The sequence below is a fragment of the Celeribacter sp. SCSIO 80788 genome (assembly GCF_051054295.1).
Taxonomy (GTDB): domain Bacteria; phylum Pseudomonadota; class Alphaproteobacteria; order Rhodobacterales; family Rhodobacteraceae; genus Celeribacter.
Genome location: NZ_CP150482.1, coordinates 2,912,993 through 2,929,820 on the forward strand (window position 1 = coordinate 2,912,993; position 16,828 = coordinate 2,929,820).

Below are 16,828 nucleotides of genomic sequence, written 5' to 3' on the forward strand. Positions count from 1 at the left end.
GATCCGCGTGGTGCAACCGTACCTTCAAACCGGACATGAAAAAGGGCGCCACAAGGGGCGCCCGAATTCGTATCATCTGCCTGAAAATCAGGACTCTTCGGCGATCCAGTTGGCGAGAGCCGCTTTCGGCGCTGCGCCGATTTTCGCGGAGGCCACTTCGCCGCCTTTGAACATGAACAGAGCCGGGATCGAGCGGACGCCGAATTGTGCCGGCGAGCTCGGGTTTTCGTCCACGTTCACTTTGACGATTTTGACTTTGCCGTCGAGTTCCTCGGACAGCTCTTCGAGGGACGGGCCGATTTGTTTGCAGGGGCCGCACCATTCGGCCCAAAAATCGACAACCACGGGGATGTCGGATTCAAGGACTTCGGATGCGAAAGTGTCGTCGCTGACTTTTACGGTCGCCATGGGCTTCTCCTGAATTTGTACTTGAGCAAAAACCTATGCCTCTGCCCCTGATGGGTCAAGATGTGGCGGTGCGACCCAGTGCCTCCATCACGATCTCGAGAGACACGGGGTGCAGTGTCGCGGTTTTCGTCCACAAAAGCGCCACTTCGATCTCTCGACCCGGATAGATGTCGCCGACGGCCTGCGCATAGGCGCCTAACTGTCGCAGCAGGCCTTCGGGAATGTCCTGAGTGCGCTCCGGGACGACGGTGTTGGATTTGTAATCCACGATCTGGATGCGGTCGGGGGTCACGATCAGCCGGTCGATGACGCCGTGAATGATCCGGTCCCCCATCTTGTCGGTGTAAGGCACTTCGGCGAGGGAGTTGGGCCCGAAAATGTCCCAGTCGTAGCGCCCGTGAATGACATTGAGCGCTTCGGACATCAGTTCCGGAATTTCTTCGTCGAGCGCAGATTCTTCGCCAGTGGAAAGGACAAAGCGAGCGACGGTGTCGCGATCTTGTGGGGCGACGCCGGGCAGGACCTCGATCAGCCGGTGCAACTGGCTGCCACGCCGCATGGCGGTTTCTTTATCGAAAACACCCTCCTCGCCGGGCAGGGCTTTGGCCCCGCCGAGATCGGAGGGGGAGATGATGTCCATGCCCGGTTCGGGCGGTTTGGCGGAAGTCAGAGCCCAATCCGGCAAATTGTGGGATGTTTTCCGTGACACTGCCGATGTGTTGGAGATGTCGGGCCAGATCCCATGGCTGAACCGGGTTCCGAGACGGCCCGCCAATTCGCAGGTTTCGGTGGCAAGGCCGGCAAGCCCCCGTTTCACCAACTCATACCATGTGTCGGGTTTTTCTTCCCCGGCACCGCAGACGATCAGCCATTTTTCCGCCCGGGTCATCGCCACGTACAAAAGCCGCCTGTCTTCTTCGAGATCGGCAATTTTGAGCTGGTTTAGTCTCTGTTTTACCTGATCGGAGCGTTGCCCGGCAGCGCCTTTCCAGACGAGATGCCCGGACTCGGGTTCGATGAATTCCTCGCGGGTTTCCCGCATTTGTTTCAACGTATCGGGCAGGATGACGATCGGGGCCTCAAGCCCTTTCGAGCCATGTGCCGTCATCACCCGCACGAGGTTGGAGTTTTCATCCAGCACGCGTTTGAGCTGAATATCCTGAGATTCGAGCCAGGCGATGAAACCGGTGAGACTGGGCGTCTCGGCGGTTTCATAGCTCCGTGCCTGATGCAAAAGCGCATCCAGCCCGTCCTCGGCTTCCTTACCGAGTCGGGCAATGAATTTGCGCCGCCCATCGTGACGGATCAGCACCCGTTCGATCAGGTCATAGGGCCGCAGGAAGTCGGAGACCTGCCGCAAATCTTCGAGGATCGCGTAGGTTTCGGGCCAGTCCGCCCGGCGTTCATAGAGTTGCCGCCAAAGTGTGATGGTCGTGCGCCCGTGGGCGAGGCGATAAAGGTCGCGCTCCGACCAGTTGAACAGAGGCGATTTCAGGGTCTCAGCCAATGCCAGATCGTCATCTTGCAAGGACAGGAAGGCGAGCAGGGAGCGCATGTCCTTGACCGCCATTTCCTCGCCCAAGGTCATCCGGTCGGCTCCGGCCACGGGAATGCCCGAGGGATGGGATTTCAGCGTGCGCAACATCCGGCCGAAAAGCTCGGAGCGGCTGCGTACGAGGATCAGGATATCTCCGGGCTGAACCGGGCGGCCTTTGCCGCCTTTTTCGGGAATTGAGCCGGATTCGAGAAGCTCTGCCACAAAATCCGCCACACGTTTGGCCAGGCGGGCGTTGTGATGCTCGGGGCGAATGATGTCGACCGGATCTTCCCAGTTTTCATCTTCCTCGTCGGTGTCGTGGCGTTCCTCAAGCGACCAAAGGTCAACGCGTCCGGGAATGTCGTCAAAGAAGGCGATATGCTCCGGGATGCCGCCGACCCCCTCGCCGCCATTGGCCGCAAAGACCGCATCGGTCGCCGCCAAAATCGCGGGTGAGGAGCGGAACGAATATTGCAGCGCGAGATCCTGCAACGGTTGTCCGACGGCGTTGAGCCGTGCGCCGAAATGCGCCTTCATCTGGTCGAAGGCTTCGGGGGCTGCGCCCTGAAAGGAATAGATCGACTGTTTGTGATCGCCGACGACAAAGATCGTGCGGGTCACATCGGCACGCGCGCCCTCGCCCGAGGTGAACTCGCCCGCCAGCAATTGCACAACGCGCCATTGATCGGGGCTGGTGTCCTGTGCCTCGTCGACAAGGATGTGGTCGATGCCGCCATCGAGCCGGTAAAGCACCCATTGCGACACGTTCGAGATCGACAAAAGATCGCGGGCGCGGCGGATCATGTCGTCGAAGTCCAAAAGCCCGAGTTGCGCCTTGCGCTCCAGATAGGGTGGCAGGAGCGCTTGGGCGAAGCGGTGCAGCGCGAGCGTGCGTTTGGCGTCGTAAAGCGCGAACAGACGGGGGCGGATGGTTTCCACCCGTTTCATCAGTTCTTCGAGACGGTCAAAGGCGCCGGGATGGGCGTCAATGAGCTTGCGCGTCGGCAGGCTTGAATGCTGGGCATAGAATTTCGATTGCAGCGGGGTTTTGGCGGTTTCACCGGTAAGAAGCTTGTCGCATAGCTGCTCTACAAGAGCCAAACCCGGCTCCAATCCAGCCCAAAGACGGAAAAACGGAGCCATTTTCTGGTCGGCGGCGCTCGATCCTTCCATCAGGGCAGCACAGGAGGCAAACATCTCCCGTTCACCGCCGAGGAAGACATCGGCAAGAAGCGCGGCTTCATCGTAGCCGTCGGGCAGACCGAACCAGGACCAGATGTCCTTTTCGGTTTTCGCGGGCAGAAAACCGTCGCGTTTCGCCACGATCTTGAGCGCAAGTTCCGTCAGGTCGAGATCGCTGACATGAAGTGCGACGGCATCGAGCATATCGCGCGAGGGGCCAAGGGCCAGATCTTCGAGAATATCGGCGATCATGCGGCGGGATTGCCGGTCGTCCATTTCCTTGAATTGCGGTGACACCCCCGCTTCGAGCGGGAATCGTCTCAAAAGCGCGCTACAGAAGGAGTGGATGGTCTGGATCTTCAACCCGCCGGGCGTTTCGATTGCACGGGCAAAAAGCGTGCGGGCATGGCGGAGCACGTCACTGTCCAGATCCTTGTCCGGGGCCAGTGCTTGCAGCTCGGTCGTCAACTCCGCATTCGGCAACATGGCCCAATCGCCCAAGCGTTTGAACAGCCGGTTCTGCATCTCGGCTGCGGCCGCCTTGGTGTAGGTCAGGCAAAGGATATGCTGCGGTGGCGTGCCATCGAGTAAGAGCCGCGCCACGCGATCCGTGAGCACTTTTGTCTTGCCCGAACCGGCATTGGCCGAGAGCCATGTGGACATGTCCGGGCGCGCGGCCATGATCTGCCGCCGGGTGGCCTCGTTCATCTCAGTCATCGAGGTCCTCCGGCACGGGGGTATCGGAAATCGACCATTCGCCGAAACGTGCGAGATGTTCGAAATCGGTCTTGTATTGCACGGTCTCCATCATCCGGCGGGAGGTGTAGCCGAGATCGGGATCGTCATAGGCGGCAATCAGTGTGGCGAGCCGACCGCGAATTTCCGCGATATCGTGGGGCTCAAGCGGCAGAACGACCTGTTTCAACGCGGCATTGAGCCCGAGATAGGCGACTTCGGACACGCGTCCCATGGGTACGCTTTCGAACTTGCCCGCTTCCATCATCATGGCCTCGAGCAGAAGCTGAATGCTGAACTTTCGGGTCTGTTTTTCGCTGGGCGGTGTGCCGGTTTTGTAATCGTAGATGATGAACGTGTCGTCTTCCTTGCGGTCGATTCGGTCGGCCTTGCAGGTCAGGGAAAAATCCACCTCGGGCAGATGCATGGCGGCCTTGGCTTCGATCCCGCAAGGGGTGCCCTTTGTCAGCCTGTCGCGCTCATCCCGCACCAGTTGATCGGCAATCCGGTGGACCCGGGCCAGCCAGACACGCCGTGCCGAGGGCCAGGCCACCTCTTGTTCGAGCACCTCTTCGGCGACGCTCATAAACCGTGCGAGGGCAGCCTCATGACTGTCGTCGCCGATCTGTTTGAGATAACGCTCCATGATCGCATGCAGCGCCGTGCCCCGTTCGCGAATGTCGGGGTCGCGGGACAGCGGATCGAGCTTGCTCAGGCGCAGGATGCGGCTGGCGTAAATGTCATAGGGATCGCGGATCAGGGTCTCGATCCGGGTGACGGAGAGTTGCCGGGGGCGGGCGTCTTTGGGCGGGCGCGGGCTTGGCCGTTTTGCGGGCGGGATGGCTGTGTCGGGTTCGTCGAGCGCGTCTGCAAGCCCCATCCACGCGGTGCCCCGCTTGCGCATGTTCTCGAGGGCCTTACGTCCCTCGTCCGACATCCCCGCCATCAGGTTGGTCAGCCGGATGAGCCAGCGCGAAGCGACGGTTTCCGCCTCTGCATCGCGTTTGGCGCGGGTTAGGATGACCTCTGGCGCTGCGATGGCCTGTTGGAAATCATGGGCGGAAAGGCCGATCATTTGTTCGGGTGAAATCAGCCCGGCCTGGCGCCGCATATCGCGGCTGAACCAAGGGTCCTGACCTGCGGCCTGTGGCCAAATGCCTTCGTTCAGACCGGCAAGGATCACCAGATCGGCTTGCAGGGATCGTGCCTCCAGCGTCCCCCAGATCATCACTTTCGGATGTTTGGGTGAGGGGTCGCGCACCTGGCCGCGCGCGAGAATGGCGCGGAACAGGTCGGCGAATTCATGGATATTAAACGTGCCGCCGTAGTCGGAATTTCGGTGCAGATCTTCGACGAGACGCCGGGTTTCGCGACCGGCATTCTGCGCCCAAAGCTCACTGTCATCATCGCCTGTCGGACCTTTGACAAGAGCCGAACCCAGCGCAACAAGACGATTCAGATGATCCGACAGCGGGCCCTCTGGCGCAATCTGGATATGTTCGACAAGATCGGAAATCCAGCCCGCCCAGTGTGTGCGCCCCTCCTTGTCGGCCTTGTCCTGACCGGACTCGATGGCCCATTTCAGAATGTCTTCGCGTGAGGGAAAAGCCGGACCCTTGCGACGCAAATGAACTTCGAGTTCGCGTGTCCACAGCAGATGGTAGCCGCGGCCTTCGTCGCCTTGCGCACCGCGCGCACAGAGCGGATGTTTCAGCAGCACGAGCAAATCTTCGGCAGACATGGTGCGGCCGATGAAACCGACGAGGTGGCGCAACAGGCGGCCGGGAGGCGTTTGATTGAGTGGAATCCCGGCGCTGTCGTCAGGAACAATTCCCCAGCGATCCAGCAAGGCGGTGACGCGCCGGGCGAGATCGCGGTCGGGCGTGATCAGAGCGGCCGTTTTGCCGAGCTCCGCAGTCTGACGTAGCACGAGCGCGATGGCATTCGATTCGATGCGCATGTCCGGCGCTTCGATCAGGGTCATGTTTTGTGTGGCCTGCGCGACGTCTTTGAAGGCGGGGCCTTCCTCCATCCACTGATCCGTCACGGGGGCAGGCCGCAAAGCAAGAGAAACAAGCCGGTTTCGGGTCGAATTGGCACATCCGCTCGTATGCCAGGGCCGGATATCTTGCGGGCGAATATCAAGACGTTCGGCCATGCGGGCGGTGCGTTCCTGTGGATGCTCGACCGAAGCACGTTCGGGGTTTCGGATTTGCGTCCAAACCCTGTCCGGCATGTCGAAATCGACGCCTGGCAGGATGACGGCGCCCATCGGCAGCTTGGCGACGAGGGACATGAAGCGGGCGGTCATGCCGCGCGAGCCGGTCGATCCCGCCACAAGGATCGGATGATCCGGCGGGGTGTCGCGCCATTGCCGCTCCAGCCGGTCGATGACCAGCTTCATGCGGGCCTCCGATCCCGGATCGGCGGCGCTTTCGGGACCGAAGAAGTCGAAGATGATCGAGAGAAATTGCAGAGACTTTTGCCAGTGACCGGAGGAGTCCTGAACCTTGAGGCTGCGGATGTCTTCGGGGGTGACGCCTTCGTCCTGCATTTCGCTGAGTACTTGCGCGAGGCTGTCGGACAGATCGAAAATCGAGGCGCGGGTGGCGAATTGCGGTTCCTGTCGCAGGAAATGCGCCACGAGTTGCGAGAGCTCAAGGCGTCGGCGCAGACTGTTCACCGGAACCGGCAGATCGAGGAAGCGATGATCCGTTCCCAATTCGGTCAAAAGGCGAATTTTGGGCAGGAATCGGGTCGATCCATCGTCGAAGGTACGCTGAATATCTTTGCGCATCCGTGAGGTGTTGACGAAAATCTCGGTGCGCGCCAGAAGCTCGGGCGGCGTGTCTTTCAGGTGGCTTAGAAGACCGGCCTTGATCGCATGCGGATAATCCGCGCCGCAGGGCACGCCAAACAAACCCGGTTTCCCCACCTCGGCGAACATCACGCCTCCTTTAAAACCTCTTCAGCAATGGCAATGCCATCGGGATGGCCGACATCGCACCAATGCCCCTCATATTCCACCCCATAAATCCGTCCGGCATGGAACAGAGTTTCCCACACGCGGTTGAGCGAGAAATGCCGGTCTTCGATGTCTGCGACCGGGTCAGTTTTCAAAATCTGCATCCCTGTGTAAACGGTCTGAGTGCCGCGGCGCAGTTGGCCGTCTTGTAACAGATCGAAATCCCCCTGCCCCAGATGCCCGTGGGCGCGGGATTTCGGGACGACGAGAAGCAGGGCGTCCATCTTGTCCGGCTGCCAATGTGCGGCAAGGACCCCGGAGGCTTGCGGACCTTTCCAGACCGCATCGGTGTTCATCGTGAAGAGGGTCTCTTCGTGAAACATCGGCAGGGCATTTTTCAAACCACCGCCGGTTTCGAGGAGATCTTCCTCGTAAATCGTCTGAACACCGGCGTTCTTGAGGTGTTGTTCAAGGCGTTCGGGAAGGTAATGCAGGTTGGCGACGCGACGGGACACCCCGGCCAGTTGCGCGAGCGCATGATCCACCAAAGGCCGCCCGGCCACCTCGATGAGCGGTTTGGGCCGGTCGATGGTCAACTCTTTCATGCGGGTGCCGCGCCCCGCGCAAAAGATCATTGCAGAGTCGGGATGGTGCCGCATTTTGCCTTCAGGGTTTCGAGTGCTTTGTCATCGGGTTCGGGGAGCGTGTTGCGGAGCAGTCTTGCCAGATCGGCCAGATCGGGGTGCTGCAAATCCTGTTGCAGATAGCACCAGACGCGGGGGATCAGGTCGACGTAATGCGGGCGCCCGAAATGCAGGGACATGCGCCCGAAAACCATCAGGATGCGGAGGTTGCGCTGGACGGAACAAATCGCAGCCTGACGAGAAAAATCGACCCGATTCTGGCCCAAACCGTCGCAAAACCGGTCGATGCAACGGGTTTGAATGGCGCTGGAAACATCGCGGCGCGCGTCTGTGGTCAGGGAAATCAGATCATAAGCGGGGTGGCCCAGCATGGCATCCTGAAAGTCGAGCAGGCCGACACGTGCCGTCCCGGAGCGTTCCGGAAGCCAGAGCAGGTTCTGGGCGTGATAATCGCGAAGAATGGTCACGCGGCCGGGGCCGAGCTCGTCGATCAGCGGCGTGAGAGCGACGCGTGCGGCTTCACGTTCTTCTGAGAGGTCGCGCTCAAGGATCGGTTCTGCATACCAGCGAAAGCAGGACAGGGCGAGATCGGTCATTTTCGGACCGTAATCTTCGAGCCCTTGCATCGGGTCGGCGCTGCTCAACCGGACCAGAACGTCCACGGCTGCGTCGTAAATCTCGGGTTCCGAGGCGGGGCTGCGCAGGCAGACCCGATCGTATAGATCTTCGCCGAAATCTTCGAGGATCAGGAAACCCTTATCCTCATCTGCGGCGTAGATTTCAGGGGCTGAAAGTCCGAGATCGCGCAAATAAGAAGCGACTTTCAGGAAAGGCCGGACATCTTCGCCAGCCTCCGGTGGGGCATCCATGACGATGGCCTGACGCCCGGAGGTGTCATCGAACATGCGATGATAGCGGCGGCGGGAGGCGTCACCCGCCAAAGCAACCGAGCGCGCTGAAGCCCAGTCGCTGGAATGCAGGAATGCCGCGAGATTTTCGGCGCGATCGGTGGATTGGGTCACGTTGGGGCCTTTGTGTCGGACGTGTGTCGCCCGACTTTAGGCCCCGGTGCGGGGGATACAAGAGGTGGCTTACATCTCGACGAAATGCGTACCGCTGGCCTGTGGTCGCAACGCCGGGCGCAGGGTGCTGGCGCGCGCCTCGGGGGTGAAACCTACAAGTGTTTGCCCGGACGGCAAAGGGACAAAACGGCAATTCAGCCGACGCCCATCCCAGAGCCGCGTCTGGCCGATCCACTCGCTGCGTTCCCCGGTCTGGCCGACGAAGTCACGAATGTCGCCCCAAAGCGTAGATGGCGCACATTTGGCGTGCCAGACACGCGTAGCATCGGTGATGCTGGTTTCGACGATGCCTTCGAGTGGGTCGAGACCCCAGAGAGACGTGTAGGCACTGTTCGCCATGACCAGCATGCCTTCGCCGGAAAATACCGCAATGGCTTCGGACAGACTGTCGAGCACGGCCTGACCGGTTTCGATCTCGGCCCGGAAGCGGCGGGTGAGCGACATTTCGGCGGAAATATCCTCGAACAAAAAGGCGATGGCGCCGTCGGGATGCGGACGACCGGAAATCCGGTAGGTCATGCCGCTCGGGAGTGTCCAGACCTCTTCATAAGTTCCATCTTCTGCGGCATTTTCGAGCGCGGTCATTTCCTGACGCCAGGATTTGTAATCCTTGGGTTCTGGCATCATCTGATTGTCGCGCAGCCGGTCGAGGAAAGAGGTGAGTGCCGGGCGCGTGATCAGGAACTCTGCGGGCAGAGCGGTGAGATCGGTCAAGGCCGGGTTGAACAGGGCCAGACGCCGGTTGCGGTCGAACACGGCCAGACCGATGGTGAGATGCGAAAACGTCTTGGTCAGGGTCTGGGTGAATTCGCGCAGGGTTTCTTCGGCCTTGACCGTGCGATCGGCGGAGCTCGCTGCGTAAAGCGAGTCGCTGCCGATGGCGAACCGATGGATGTCGAACCAATGCGGCTCGCCCTTCCTGTCCTTGAAACTCAGACGGCGGGATTCATTCGGACCCGCTTGCGCCAAAAGGTTGGTGTCGAACAGGGCTGCGGGTGGCCAACTTGTCGTTTCGCCAGTGTCCGAGAGGCTGTCTGCGAGGGCGATATAGGCGCTGTTGGCCCAACTGATCGTGCCATCTTCGACCTCGCGCCAGACCGGAAACGGCACATTCTCCGTCGTGGCACGGAGCGTTTCCAGTTCTTGTTCCATGGCCATGAGGGAATGGCGATCCATGTCGATATGCGCCTGTTCGGTTTCCCGGTCGAACAGGGTGAGCCGGGCCAGGCCGTTGCGCCATTCGCATTTGAGAACCGCACTGCCATCCCGGGATTCGAGTGCCATATTGCCACGATCGGCCAGTTCGGCGATTTCGTGTTGCAGGGCTGGAAATTTCGAGATCATCACGGACAAAAGCCGTGACCAGTCGGAGCCGACATCCGCCGCAGCGGCAAGGACGCTTTGCGCGGAGGGCGTGGCGTTCACCAGTTTCTCGTCGTCGAAGAGAAAGACGATATCGTTGTCCTGCGAGGCCAGTGTGATGGCATCTACTCGTTCTTTATGCGCGGCGAGCCGGGCCAGCCCGTAAAGCACAAGAAATGCAATGCCGAAACTGCCGACAATCAGAGAAACAAAGGTGAACAGGGCATTCGGTGACATGTGATTCCCATCAGACACAGCGCATAAGCGATGGGGACAGTGTCGGTAATGATGGTTAACGCGTGGTTAAAACGCGCCTGTTTCACGAGTTCAGAAGCGTATTTTCGCCCAAGGCCTTGTTTTGTTCCCCTTCAGGGACGCTGATCATTGTCCTTTGCCAAGCGAGTTCTACGATTGCGCCCGACCGGCGACCGGCGTGCAGATGCAGATCGTGCGGATCGGAGCCGTTCGAAAAGGCAATCTCCGCCCCGGTGCGCTCCAGCAGGGTCTTGGCGATGAAGAGGCCGAGCCCCATGCCCTGATACGCCGGGCGTTTCTCGGCATCCTTGTCGGACCGCTCGGTGCGCCGCCCGTGCATGAACGGATCGCCGATGCGACCGATCAGGGAGGCGGGAAACCCCGCGCCGTCGTCAATGATCCGAAGCCGGATGTCGTTGGCGCTCCAGCTGATGTCGACCCAGACAGTGGTTTCGCAAAAATCCACCGCGTTCTGCACCAGATTGCGCAGCCCGTGGATGATCTCGGGACGCCGGAAGACATAGGGCTGTGTGCTTTCGTCCTCGGCGCCGAGCACGTCGAGATGAACCGATTTGCCGCGTGCCATATGGGGCTGGGCGGCTTCTTCGACCACAGCTTGCAGCGGGGCGAAACGCATATGCAGGTCGTCTTTTCCGGCCTGCCCCATCGAATGCAGAATGTCGCGACACCGGTCGGCCTGTTCGTTGATCAGACGGGCGTCGTCGCGCAGCGCTTCCTGACCTTCGAGATCGTCGACCAGCTCGCTCGACACAAGTTTGATGGTCGCCAGAGGTGTGCCCAGCTCATGCGCGGCGGCGGCCACGACGCCGCCGATGTCGGTCAGTTTCTGTTCACGGGTGAGCGCCATCTGGGTGGCCAGAAGCGCCTCCGACATGGTGTGGATCTCCGAGGCGACTTTCCAGGAAAACACGCCGAGAAACACCACGCCGATGACAATCCCCGCCCAGGAGCCGAACAAAAACAGACCCGGCATGGTCAGAATGTCGCCCTCGCCGGTTTGCAGGGGCACATAATAGAGCGCGAGCACACTGACCGAAGCGATGGCAACCGCGCCGGTGAGGATCGAGGATTTCGGACGCAGAGCAGAGGCGGAAATCGTCACCGGCGCGAGGATGAGCATGGAGAACGGATTGTTCAGCCCGCCGGAGAAATACAAAAGCGCCGACAGTTGCAGGATGTCGAACAGCAGCATCAGCGTCGCGCCGCGCTCGCTCAACCGGGTGTTTTCCGGGTAAATGAAGCTCGACACGATGTTGAGGATGATCGACGCGCCGATGACCAGCGCGAAAGCCCCGTGATCGAAGCGCAGGCCAAGCGCGAGCATGGCGATGAGAATCGTGCCGATCTGACCGGCGATGGCGATCCAGCGCACGGCGACCAGAGTGCGCAAGCGTACCCAGTCGGAGCGCCGCTCGCCGGTAAAGAGACCGTTTCCGTTTTCAGTCATTGACGTGATTTTTATCCCGCTGCGTCATTAAAACCCTTGTTAGTGCGAGTGTTTCTCCCGATCAATGCGCAGCAACGAACAGGAGAGAAAGATGTCCACGAAATCCATTGCCCTCGCAGCCGTTGCCCTTGTGGCTGTCGGTATTGGCGCAACCGTCTGGTACGCCACACGTCCTGCTGCTGACGATCCCTTTGTCCAGTGCCGCGTGTCATCTGTGGGCGGTGGAGCCGCCGCGATCGGTGGACCTTTCGAATTGGTGAATGAAGACGGCGTAACCGTGACCGACAAGGATGTCTTCACCAAGCCGACGATCCTCTATTTCGGCTATACCTTCTGTCCGGATGTCTGCCCGCTCGACAATATGCGCAACGCCGATGCTTTGCGAATCCTCGACGAGCGCGGTTATGACGCACAGGCCGCCTTCATCTCCATCGACCCGGAGCGCGACACGCCGGAGGTGGTCAAGGAATTCACCTCGCTCTTCCATGACAACATGATCGGCCTCACCGGCACGCCGGAACAGGTCAAGGCCGCGTCCATGGCCTACAAAACCTATTACAAGAAACAGGAAGACGGCGATCCGGAATATTACCTCGTCGATCATTCGACCTTCGCCTATCTGGTGTTCCCGGAGATCGGTTTTGTCGATTTCTTCAAACGCGAGGATACGGCCGAGCAGATGGCGGATCGGGTGGCTTGTTTCATAGACGCCGCAGGGTAAAAATTGACCCTCCCTTAGACTCGTTCTAAAACCTATCTGAATTTATCAGATTTATGCCGATGGCGGGAGGGTCCGAGATGGACGCGGACGAGATTGTGGAACTGGGCGAAGACAAGTCGCTTCTCTTGGTCGATGACGACGAACCGTTCCTGCGCCGCCTTGCGCGTGCGATGGAAAAACGCGGTTTCGATGTCGAGATGGCCGGTTCCGTCGCTGCGGGTCGGGCGATTGCCACGGCGCGCCCGCCGGCTTATGCGGTGGTCGATCTTCGACTTGAAGACGGCAACGGTCTCGATGTGGTCGAGGTTCTGCGCGAAAAACGCCCGGACAGCCGCATCGTCGTTCTGACCGGGTATGGCGCCATTGCCACCGCCGTGGCCGCCGTGAAGATTGGCGCGACAGATTATCTGTCGAAACCCGCCGATGCCAATGACATCGTGCATGCGCTTTTGTCGACGAGCGACGAGCTTCCGCCGCCGCCGGAAAATCCGATGTCCGCCGACCGTGTGCGTTGGGAGCATATCCAGCGGGTCTATGAGCTTTGCGACCGCAACGTCTCGGAAACCGCGCGCCGCCTCAACATGCACCGTCGCACGCTTCAACGTATTCTGGCGAAACGCTCCCCGCGCTAAACCGCTTCGGGCGCGAGGGTCTTTAGCCAGTCGATGAACAGCCGGGTGGAGGCGCGCTCCACCCCTTTTGGCGTGGCGGCGAAATAGGTGAAGTCCTGTCCGAGATCGTAGGGCAAGCGGACCAGCCCCCCGCTTTTCAGATCGTCGCTGACGGCGATTTCCGACACAAACGTCATCCCAACGCCCCGCACCACGGCCTGCACGCTTTCCGATTGGCCTTCGATGTAAATCGCCGAGGCTTTGCCGCCATCCACGCCGCATTTCTGCATCAAATCAATGTCTTCCGACTGTGACCGCGACCTGATCCAAGGCATGTTTTGCAGCGGCAATTTCGCGATATCGCCCCCGTGTTTGCCAATCAGGATCGGACTGGCGACCAGAATGATCCGCGTGCTCCAAAGAGGTTCGACATCGACACCCGGCCAATTGCCGCTTCCGGTGCGGATGCCGAGATCGAATTGCCGCCGTTTCAGATCGTCGACCGAACCCGACGGCGTGAGCGACACGGGAATGTCAGGGTGATCGTCCCAGAATTGCCCAAGACGCGGGATGATGAAAGCATAGGACAGCGCGGGGGTGCAGGTCACCCGAAGGCCACGCGACCTCGGCCCGTTACGCGCCTGAGCGATCCCGTCGGAAATCGTGGCAAACCCATCGGAAAGCGCCTCGGCCAATTGTCGTCCGGCCTCGGTGAGCGCCATCCCCCTGCCCTCACGTTGCAACAGTGTCAGCCCAAGATCCTTTTCAAGCGCGCGCACCTGCTGCGTGATCGCGGCATGGGTGACGTTCAGCGCCCGGCCCGCGGCGGTAAACGAGCCGAGGCGCGCGGTCGCCTCAAACGCGCGCAGGGTGGAGAGCGAAGGCATATGGCGCCAGTCGATGTCGGGCATATGTAATTTCTATTTACAGTTTCGAAAAATCCCTGAGTGGATCACTTTCATCATAGGTAATAGATGAAGCCAATGTCGAGCTTTTCGGGAGTAAATCCATGTTACAGATAATCGCCAATGAGATGATGCGCGGGCCGGATATGACCTCCCCGGAGGTGCAACATCGCCGCGAGATTCTGGCGCGTAAGCGTATGACAGGCAAAGCCGCCCGCGCCGCATGGGTTCAGAAATTTCTGGCGTTTCCCGGAAAGCTCGGCCTTTTTTCAACGGATCGTGAGGTTAAAGCGCAGCCATCAGCTCCGCATGTCTCTGCGTGAACGCATGACGCGTCTCGACCGGCGGGCGGAGACGGATGCGCAGGTCATGGACCAGATCGGGTTTCATCCGGCCAAAGAACTTGTTGCTCTCATCCTCTGAAAACCCGGCGATTTGAGTGGCTTCCAACCAGGCGGAGACATTGTCCGCCTTTTTGATCTTCTTCTTGATCGCCAGCGGAATCTTCGCGGGCAACCCAAACCGGATATGAATCGCCGCGGTCAGCCGTTCGTCCAACGCGCCGTAATCGGGGCCGATGGCGGCCTTCACCGGCGAAATCATATCGCCGATCACATATTCCGGCGCATCGTGCAAAAGCGCTGCGAGCTGCCATTTGATCGGCTCTTTCGGGTAGAGACGGCGGAAAATCTCTTCGACCAGAATGGAATGTTCGGCGACGGAATAGGCGAAATCGCCCCGCGTCTGACCGTTCCAACGCGCGACGAAGGCCAGCCCATGGGCAATGTCCTCGATCTCGATATCCATCGGCGTCGGGTCGAGCAGGTCGAGCCTGCGTCCCGACAGCATCCTTTGCCATGCGCGCGTCTGTGCCATGTGATCCTCTTTCGTATCACGCTTTAGGTATCTCTGCACCCGCCGGGTTTCCACGATTTTTCGCGCCTTAACCTTAAATCAATGGCTCTGCGTTGTAAGGAGGGGGTCAAGCTGCTAACCAGCCTTCAAACGTTCATGTTCAAGCAGGAGCCACCGATGGGCACCGATTATATTGTCAAAGACATCTCTCTCGCGGAGTTCGGGCGCAAGGAGCTCGATATCGCCGAAACCGAAATGCCGGGGCTGATGGCTCTGCGCGCGGAATATGGCGCGAGCAAACCGCTCAAAGGTGCGCGGATCGCCGGTTCCCTGCATATGACGATCCAGACGGCGGTTCTGATCGAAACGCTGGTGGCGCTGGGTGCGGATGTGCGCTGGGCCTCGTGCAACATCTTCTCGACGCAGGATCACGCGGCGGCGGCGATTGCGGCGGCGGGCATTCCGGTTTTCGCAACCAAGGGCGAAACCCTTGTCGAATATTGGGATTATGCCGACAAGATTTTCATGTTCGGGGAAGGCACCTGCAACATGATCCTCGACGATGGCGGGGACGCGACGCTTTACATCCTTCTTGGCGCGCGTGTCGAAGCCGGTGAAACCGACCTGATCGAAGTGCCGACCTCTGAGGAGGAAGTGGCGCTGTTCAACCAGATCAAGAAGCGTCTCAAAGACAGCCCGGGCTGGTTCACCAAACAGCGGGATGCGATCAAAGGCGTGTCCGAAGAGACCACCACCGGCGTGCACCGTCTTTACGAGCTGGTGAAAAAAGGCCTCCTGCCCTTCCCCGCGATCAACGTGAACGACTCGGTCACCAAATCGAAATTCGACAACAAATACGGCTGCAAGGAATCGCTCGTCGACGGCATCCGTCGTGCTACCGATGTGATGATGGCCGGGAAAGTGGCCGTCGTTTGTGGCTATGGCGATGTGGGCAAAGGCTCCGCGGCTTCGCTTCGTGGCGCCGGTGCCCGTGTGAAAGTGACCGAAGTCGATCCGATCTGTGCGCTTCAGGCGGCGATGGACGGGTTCGAGGTGGTGCTGCTCGAAGATGTGGTGAAAGACGCCGACATCTTCATCACCACCACCGGCAACAAGGACATCATCCGCATCGAGCATATGCGCGAGATGAAGAATATGGCCATCGTCGGCAACATCGGCCATTTCGACAATGAAATTCAGGTCGCGGCGCTCAAGAACCACAAATGGACCAACATCAAGGATCAGGTGGACATGATCGAAATGCCCTCGGGCAACAAGATCATCCTTCTCTCCGAAGGTCGCCTTCTGAACCTTGGAAACGCCACCGGTCACCCGTCCTTCGTGATGTCCGCCTCCTTCACCAACCAGGTGCTGGCCCAGATCGAGCTCTGGACCAACAACGACAAATACGAGAATGACGTCTACATTCTGCCGAAACACCTCGATGAGAAAGTGGCGCGTCTGCACCTCGACCGGATCGGCGTCAAACTGACGCAACTGTCAAAGGAACAGGCGGATTACATCGGTGTGACCCAGGACGGTCCGTTCAAACCGGAACATTACCGCTACTGAGGCGATGACATTTGACTGGGCCCTCTCGTGACGTCACGAGGGGGCCTTTTTCATGAAAGTTTTCCCTTTGTATCGGACGGGCTTGCCACTAGGCTCACCCCGAGCCGGAAACGGCTTTTGTTATACGCTTGAAACTCTTTGATGGTGGGAGAAAGACAATGGGAAAACGTGACGACCTGATCGCGAAATATGCCGAAGATCTGAAATCCAAATGCGGCATGGAGCCGGACATGGGTCTTTTGACGAAAGTGACCATCGGCTGCGGTCCGGCGATCTATAATGACGACGCCTCCACCGTGGCGGCGTCTCAGGACAGTGAACTCGAGACCGTCAAGAACAATTTCCTCATCAAGAAACTCGGCCTTGCCGATGGTCCGGACCTGATGGACGGCATCAACGCGGCGATCGAAACCTACGGTCAGTCCGAACGCAACAAATACCGCGCGGTGTTCTACTACCTTCTGGTCAAGCATTTCGGCAAAGAAGCCGTTTACGCCTGATCGGCCGGATAGCGCGACAGGGCCGC

The 16,828-nt window shown here is 59.6% G+C and carries 13 protein-coding genes; 4 read left to right on the top strand and 9 right to left on the bottom strand.

What is annotated here, in order from left to right:
- Positions 1-87: 87 nt before the first annotated feature.
- The 7 genes from trxA to regB all read right to left on the bottom strand — a co-directional run bounded on the left by trxA (position 88) and on the right by regB (position 11,638).
- Positions 88-408, bottom strand: a complete 321-nt coding sequence (gene trxA / locus V1471_RS14700) for a thioredoxin (RefSeq protein ID WP_066703517.1) — start codon at positions 406-408, stop codon at positions 88-90.
- Between the two features lie 55 nt (positions 409-463).
- A complete protein-coding gene (addA, locus tag V1471_RS14705) occupies positions 464-3,844 on the bottom strand; it encodes a double-strand break repair helicase AddA (RefSeq protein WP_434289763.1) in 3,381 nt (1,126 codons plus the stop codon).
- The gene (gene addB, locus V1471_RS14710; RefSeq protein WP_434289764.1) at positions 3,837-6,809 is read right to left on the bottom strand and encodes a double-strand break repair protein AddB; all 2,973 of its coding nucleotides are present in this window, start codon (positions 6,807-6,809) and stop codon (positions 3,837-3,839) included. Before addB ends, addA begins: the two co-directional genes overlap by 8 nt.
- Positions 6,809-7,432, bottom strand: coding sequence for a nucleotidyltransferase family protein (locus V1471_RS14715; protein WP_434289765.1), 624 nt, complete (start codon positions 7,430-7,432; stop codon positions 6,809-6,811). Before V1471_RS14715 ends, addB begins: the two co-directional genes overlap by 1 nt.
- Before the next feature lie 26 nt (positions 7,433-7,458).
- A complete protein-coding gene (locus tag V1471_RS14720) occupies positions 7,459-8,493 on the bottom strand; it encodes an aminoglycoside phosphotransferase family protein (protein ID WP_434289766.1) in 1,035 nt (344 codons plus the stop codon).
- Between the two features lie 69 nt (positions 8,494-8,562).
- Positions 8,563-10,152 carry a PAS-domain containing protein gene (locus V1471_RS14725; RefSeq protein ID WP_434289767.1) on the bottom strand — a complete coding sequence of 530 codons (1,590 nt, stop codon included), beginning with the start codon at positions 10,150-10,152 and terminating at the stop codon, positions 8,563-8,565.
- Between the two features lie 82 nt (positions 10,153-10,234).
- Positions 10,235-11,638, bottom strand: a complete 1,404-nt coding sequence (gene regB / locus V1471_RS14730; RefSeq protein ID WP_434289768.1) for a sensor histidine kinase RegB — start codon at positions 11,636-11,638, stop codon at positions 10,235-10,237.
- 91 nt (positions 11,639-11,729) lie between these two features.
- Here regB and V1471_RS14735 point away from each other — a divergent pair, with 91 nt between their 5' ends.
- Together V1471_RS14735 and V1471_RS14740 are read left to right on the top strand one after the other, a co-directional pair.
- Positions 11,730-12,359, top strand: coding sequence for an SCO family protein (locus tag V1471_RS14735; RefSeq protein ID WP_434289769.1), 630 nt, complete (start codon positions 11,730-11,732; stop codon positions 12,357-12,359).
- A gap of 77 nt (positions 12,360-12,436) precedes the next feature.
- Positions 12,437-12,991, top strand: coding sequence for an ActR/PrrA/RegA family redox response regulator transcription factor (locus tag V1471_RS14740; protein ID WP_434289770.1), 555 nt, complete (start codon positions 12,437-12,439; stop codon positions 12,989-12,991).
- On the opposite strand, the gene V1471_RS14745 is transcribed toward V1471_RS14740, so the two are convergent.
- Positions 12,988-13,881 carry a LysR family transcriptional regulator gene (locus tag V1471_RS14745; protein ID WP_434289771.1) on the bottom strand — a complete coding sequence of 298 codons (894 nt, stop codon included), beginning with the start codon at positions 13,879-13,881 and terminating at the stop codon, positions 12,988-12,990. The genes V1471_RS14740 and V1471_RS14745 overlap by 4 nt on opposite strands.
- A 279-nt stretch (positions 13,882-14,160) precedes the next feature.
- The gene (locus tag V1471_RS14750) at positions 14,161-14,751 is read right to left on the bottom strand and encodes an HD domain-containing protein (RefSeq protein WP_434289772.1); all 591 of its coding nucleotides are present in this window, start codon (positions 14,749-14,751) and stop codon (positions 14,161-14,163) included.
- A 156-nt stretch (positions 14,752-14,907) separates the two neighbouring features.
- On the opposite strand from V1471_RS14750, the gene ahcY reads away from it, so the two are divergent.
- Together ahcY and V1471_RS14760 are read left to right on the top strand one after the other, a co-directional pair.
- Positions 14,908-16,302 (top strand): adenosylhomocysteinase, encoded by a 1,395-nt coding sequence (gene ahcY / locus V1471_RS14755; RefSeq protein WP_434289773.1) that lies wholly within the window; start codon positions 14,908-14,910, stop codon positions 16,300-16,302.
- Between the two features lie 158 nt (positions 16,303-16,460).
- Complete coding sequence (locus tag V1471_RS14760; RefSeq protein WP_434289774.1) at positions 16,461-16,802, top strand: DUF2853 family protein; 342 nt, start codon at positions 16,461-16,463, stop codon at positions 16,800-16,802.
- Positions 16,803-16,828 lie beyond the last annotated feature (26 nt).

What these genes read in the sequence shown, in the direction of transcription:
- trxA (WP_066703517.1), bottom strand. Translation starts at nt 408, where the DNA reads ATGGCGACCGTAAAAGTCAGCGACGACACTTTCGCATCCGAAGTCCTT.
- addA (WP_434289763.1), bottom strand. Translation starts at nt 3,844, where the DNA reads ATGACTGAGATGAACGAGGCCACCCGGCGGCAGATCATGGCCGCGCGC.
- addB (WP_434289764.1), bottom strand. Translation starts at nt 6,809, where the DNA reads ATGTTCGCCGAGGTGGGGAAACCGGGTTTGTTTGGCGTGCCCTGCGGC.
- V1471_RS14715 (WP_434289765.1), bottom strand. Translation starts at nt 7,432, where the DNA reads ATGAAAGAGTTGACCATCGACCGGCCCAAACCGCTCATCGAGGTGGCC.
- V1471_RS14725 (WP_434289767.1), bottom strand. Translation starts at nt 10,152, where the DNA reads ATGTCACCGAATGCCCTGTTCACCTTTGTTTCTCTGATTGTCGGCAGT.
- regB (WP_434289768.1), bottom strand. Translation starts at nt 11,638, where the DNA reads ATGACTGAAAACGGAAACGGTCTCTTTACCGGCGAGCGGCGCTCCGAC.
- V1471_RS14735 (WP_434289769.1), top strand. Translation starts at nt 11,730, where the DNA reads ATGTCCACGAAATCCATTGCCCTCGCAGCCGTTGCCCTTGTGGCTGTC.
- V1471_RS14740 (WP_434289770.1), top strand. Translation starts at nt 12,437, where the DNA reads ATGGACGCGGACGAGATTGTGGAACTGGGCGAAGACAAGTCGCTTCTC.
- V1471_RS14745 (WP_434289771.1), bottom strand. Translation starts at nt 13,881, where the DNA reads ATGCCCGACATCGACTGGCGCCATATGCCTTCGCTCTCCACCCTGCGC.
- V1471_RS14750 (WP_434289772.1), bottom strand. Translation starts at nt 14,751, where the DNA reads ATGGCACAGACGCGCGCATGGCAAAGGATGCTGTCGGGACGCAGGCTC.
- ahcY (WP_434289773.1), top strand. Translation starts at nt 14,908, where the DNA reads ATGGGCACCGATTATATTGTCAAAGACATCTCTCTCGCGGAGTTCGGG.
- V1471_RS14760 (WP_434289774.1), top strand. Translation starts at nt 16,461, where the DNA reads ATGGGAAAACGTGACGACCTGATCGCGAAATATGCCGAAGATCTGAAA.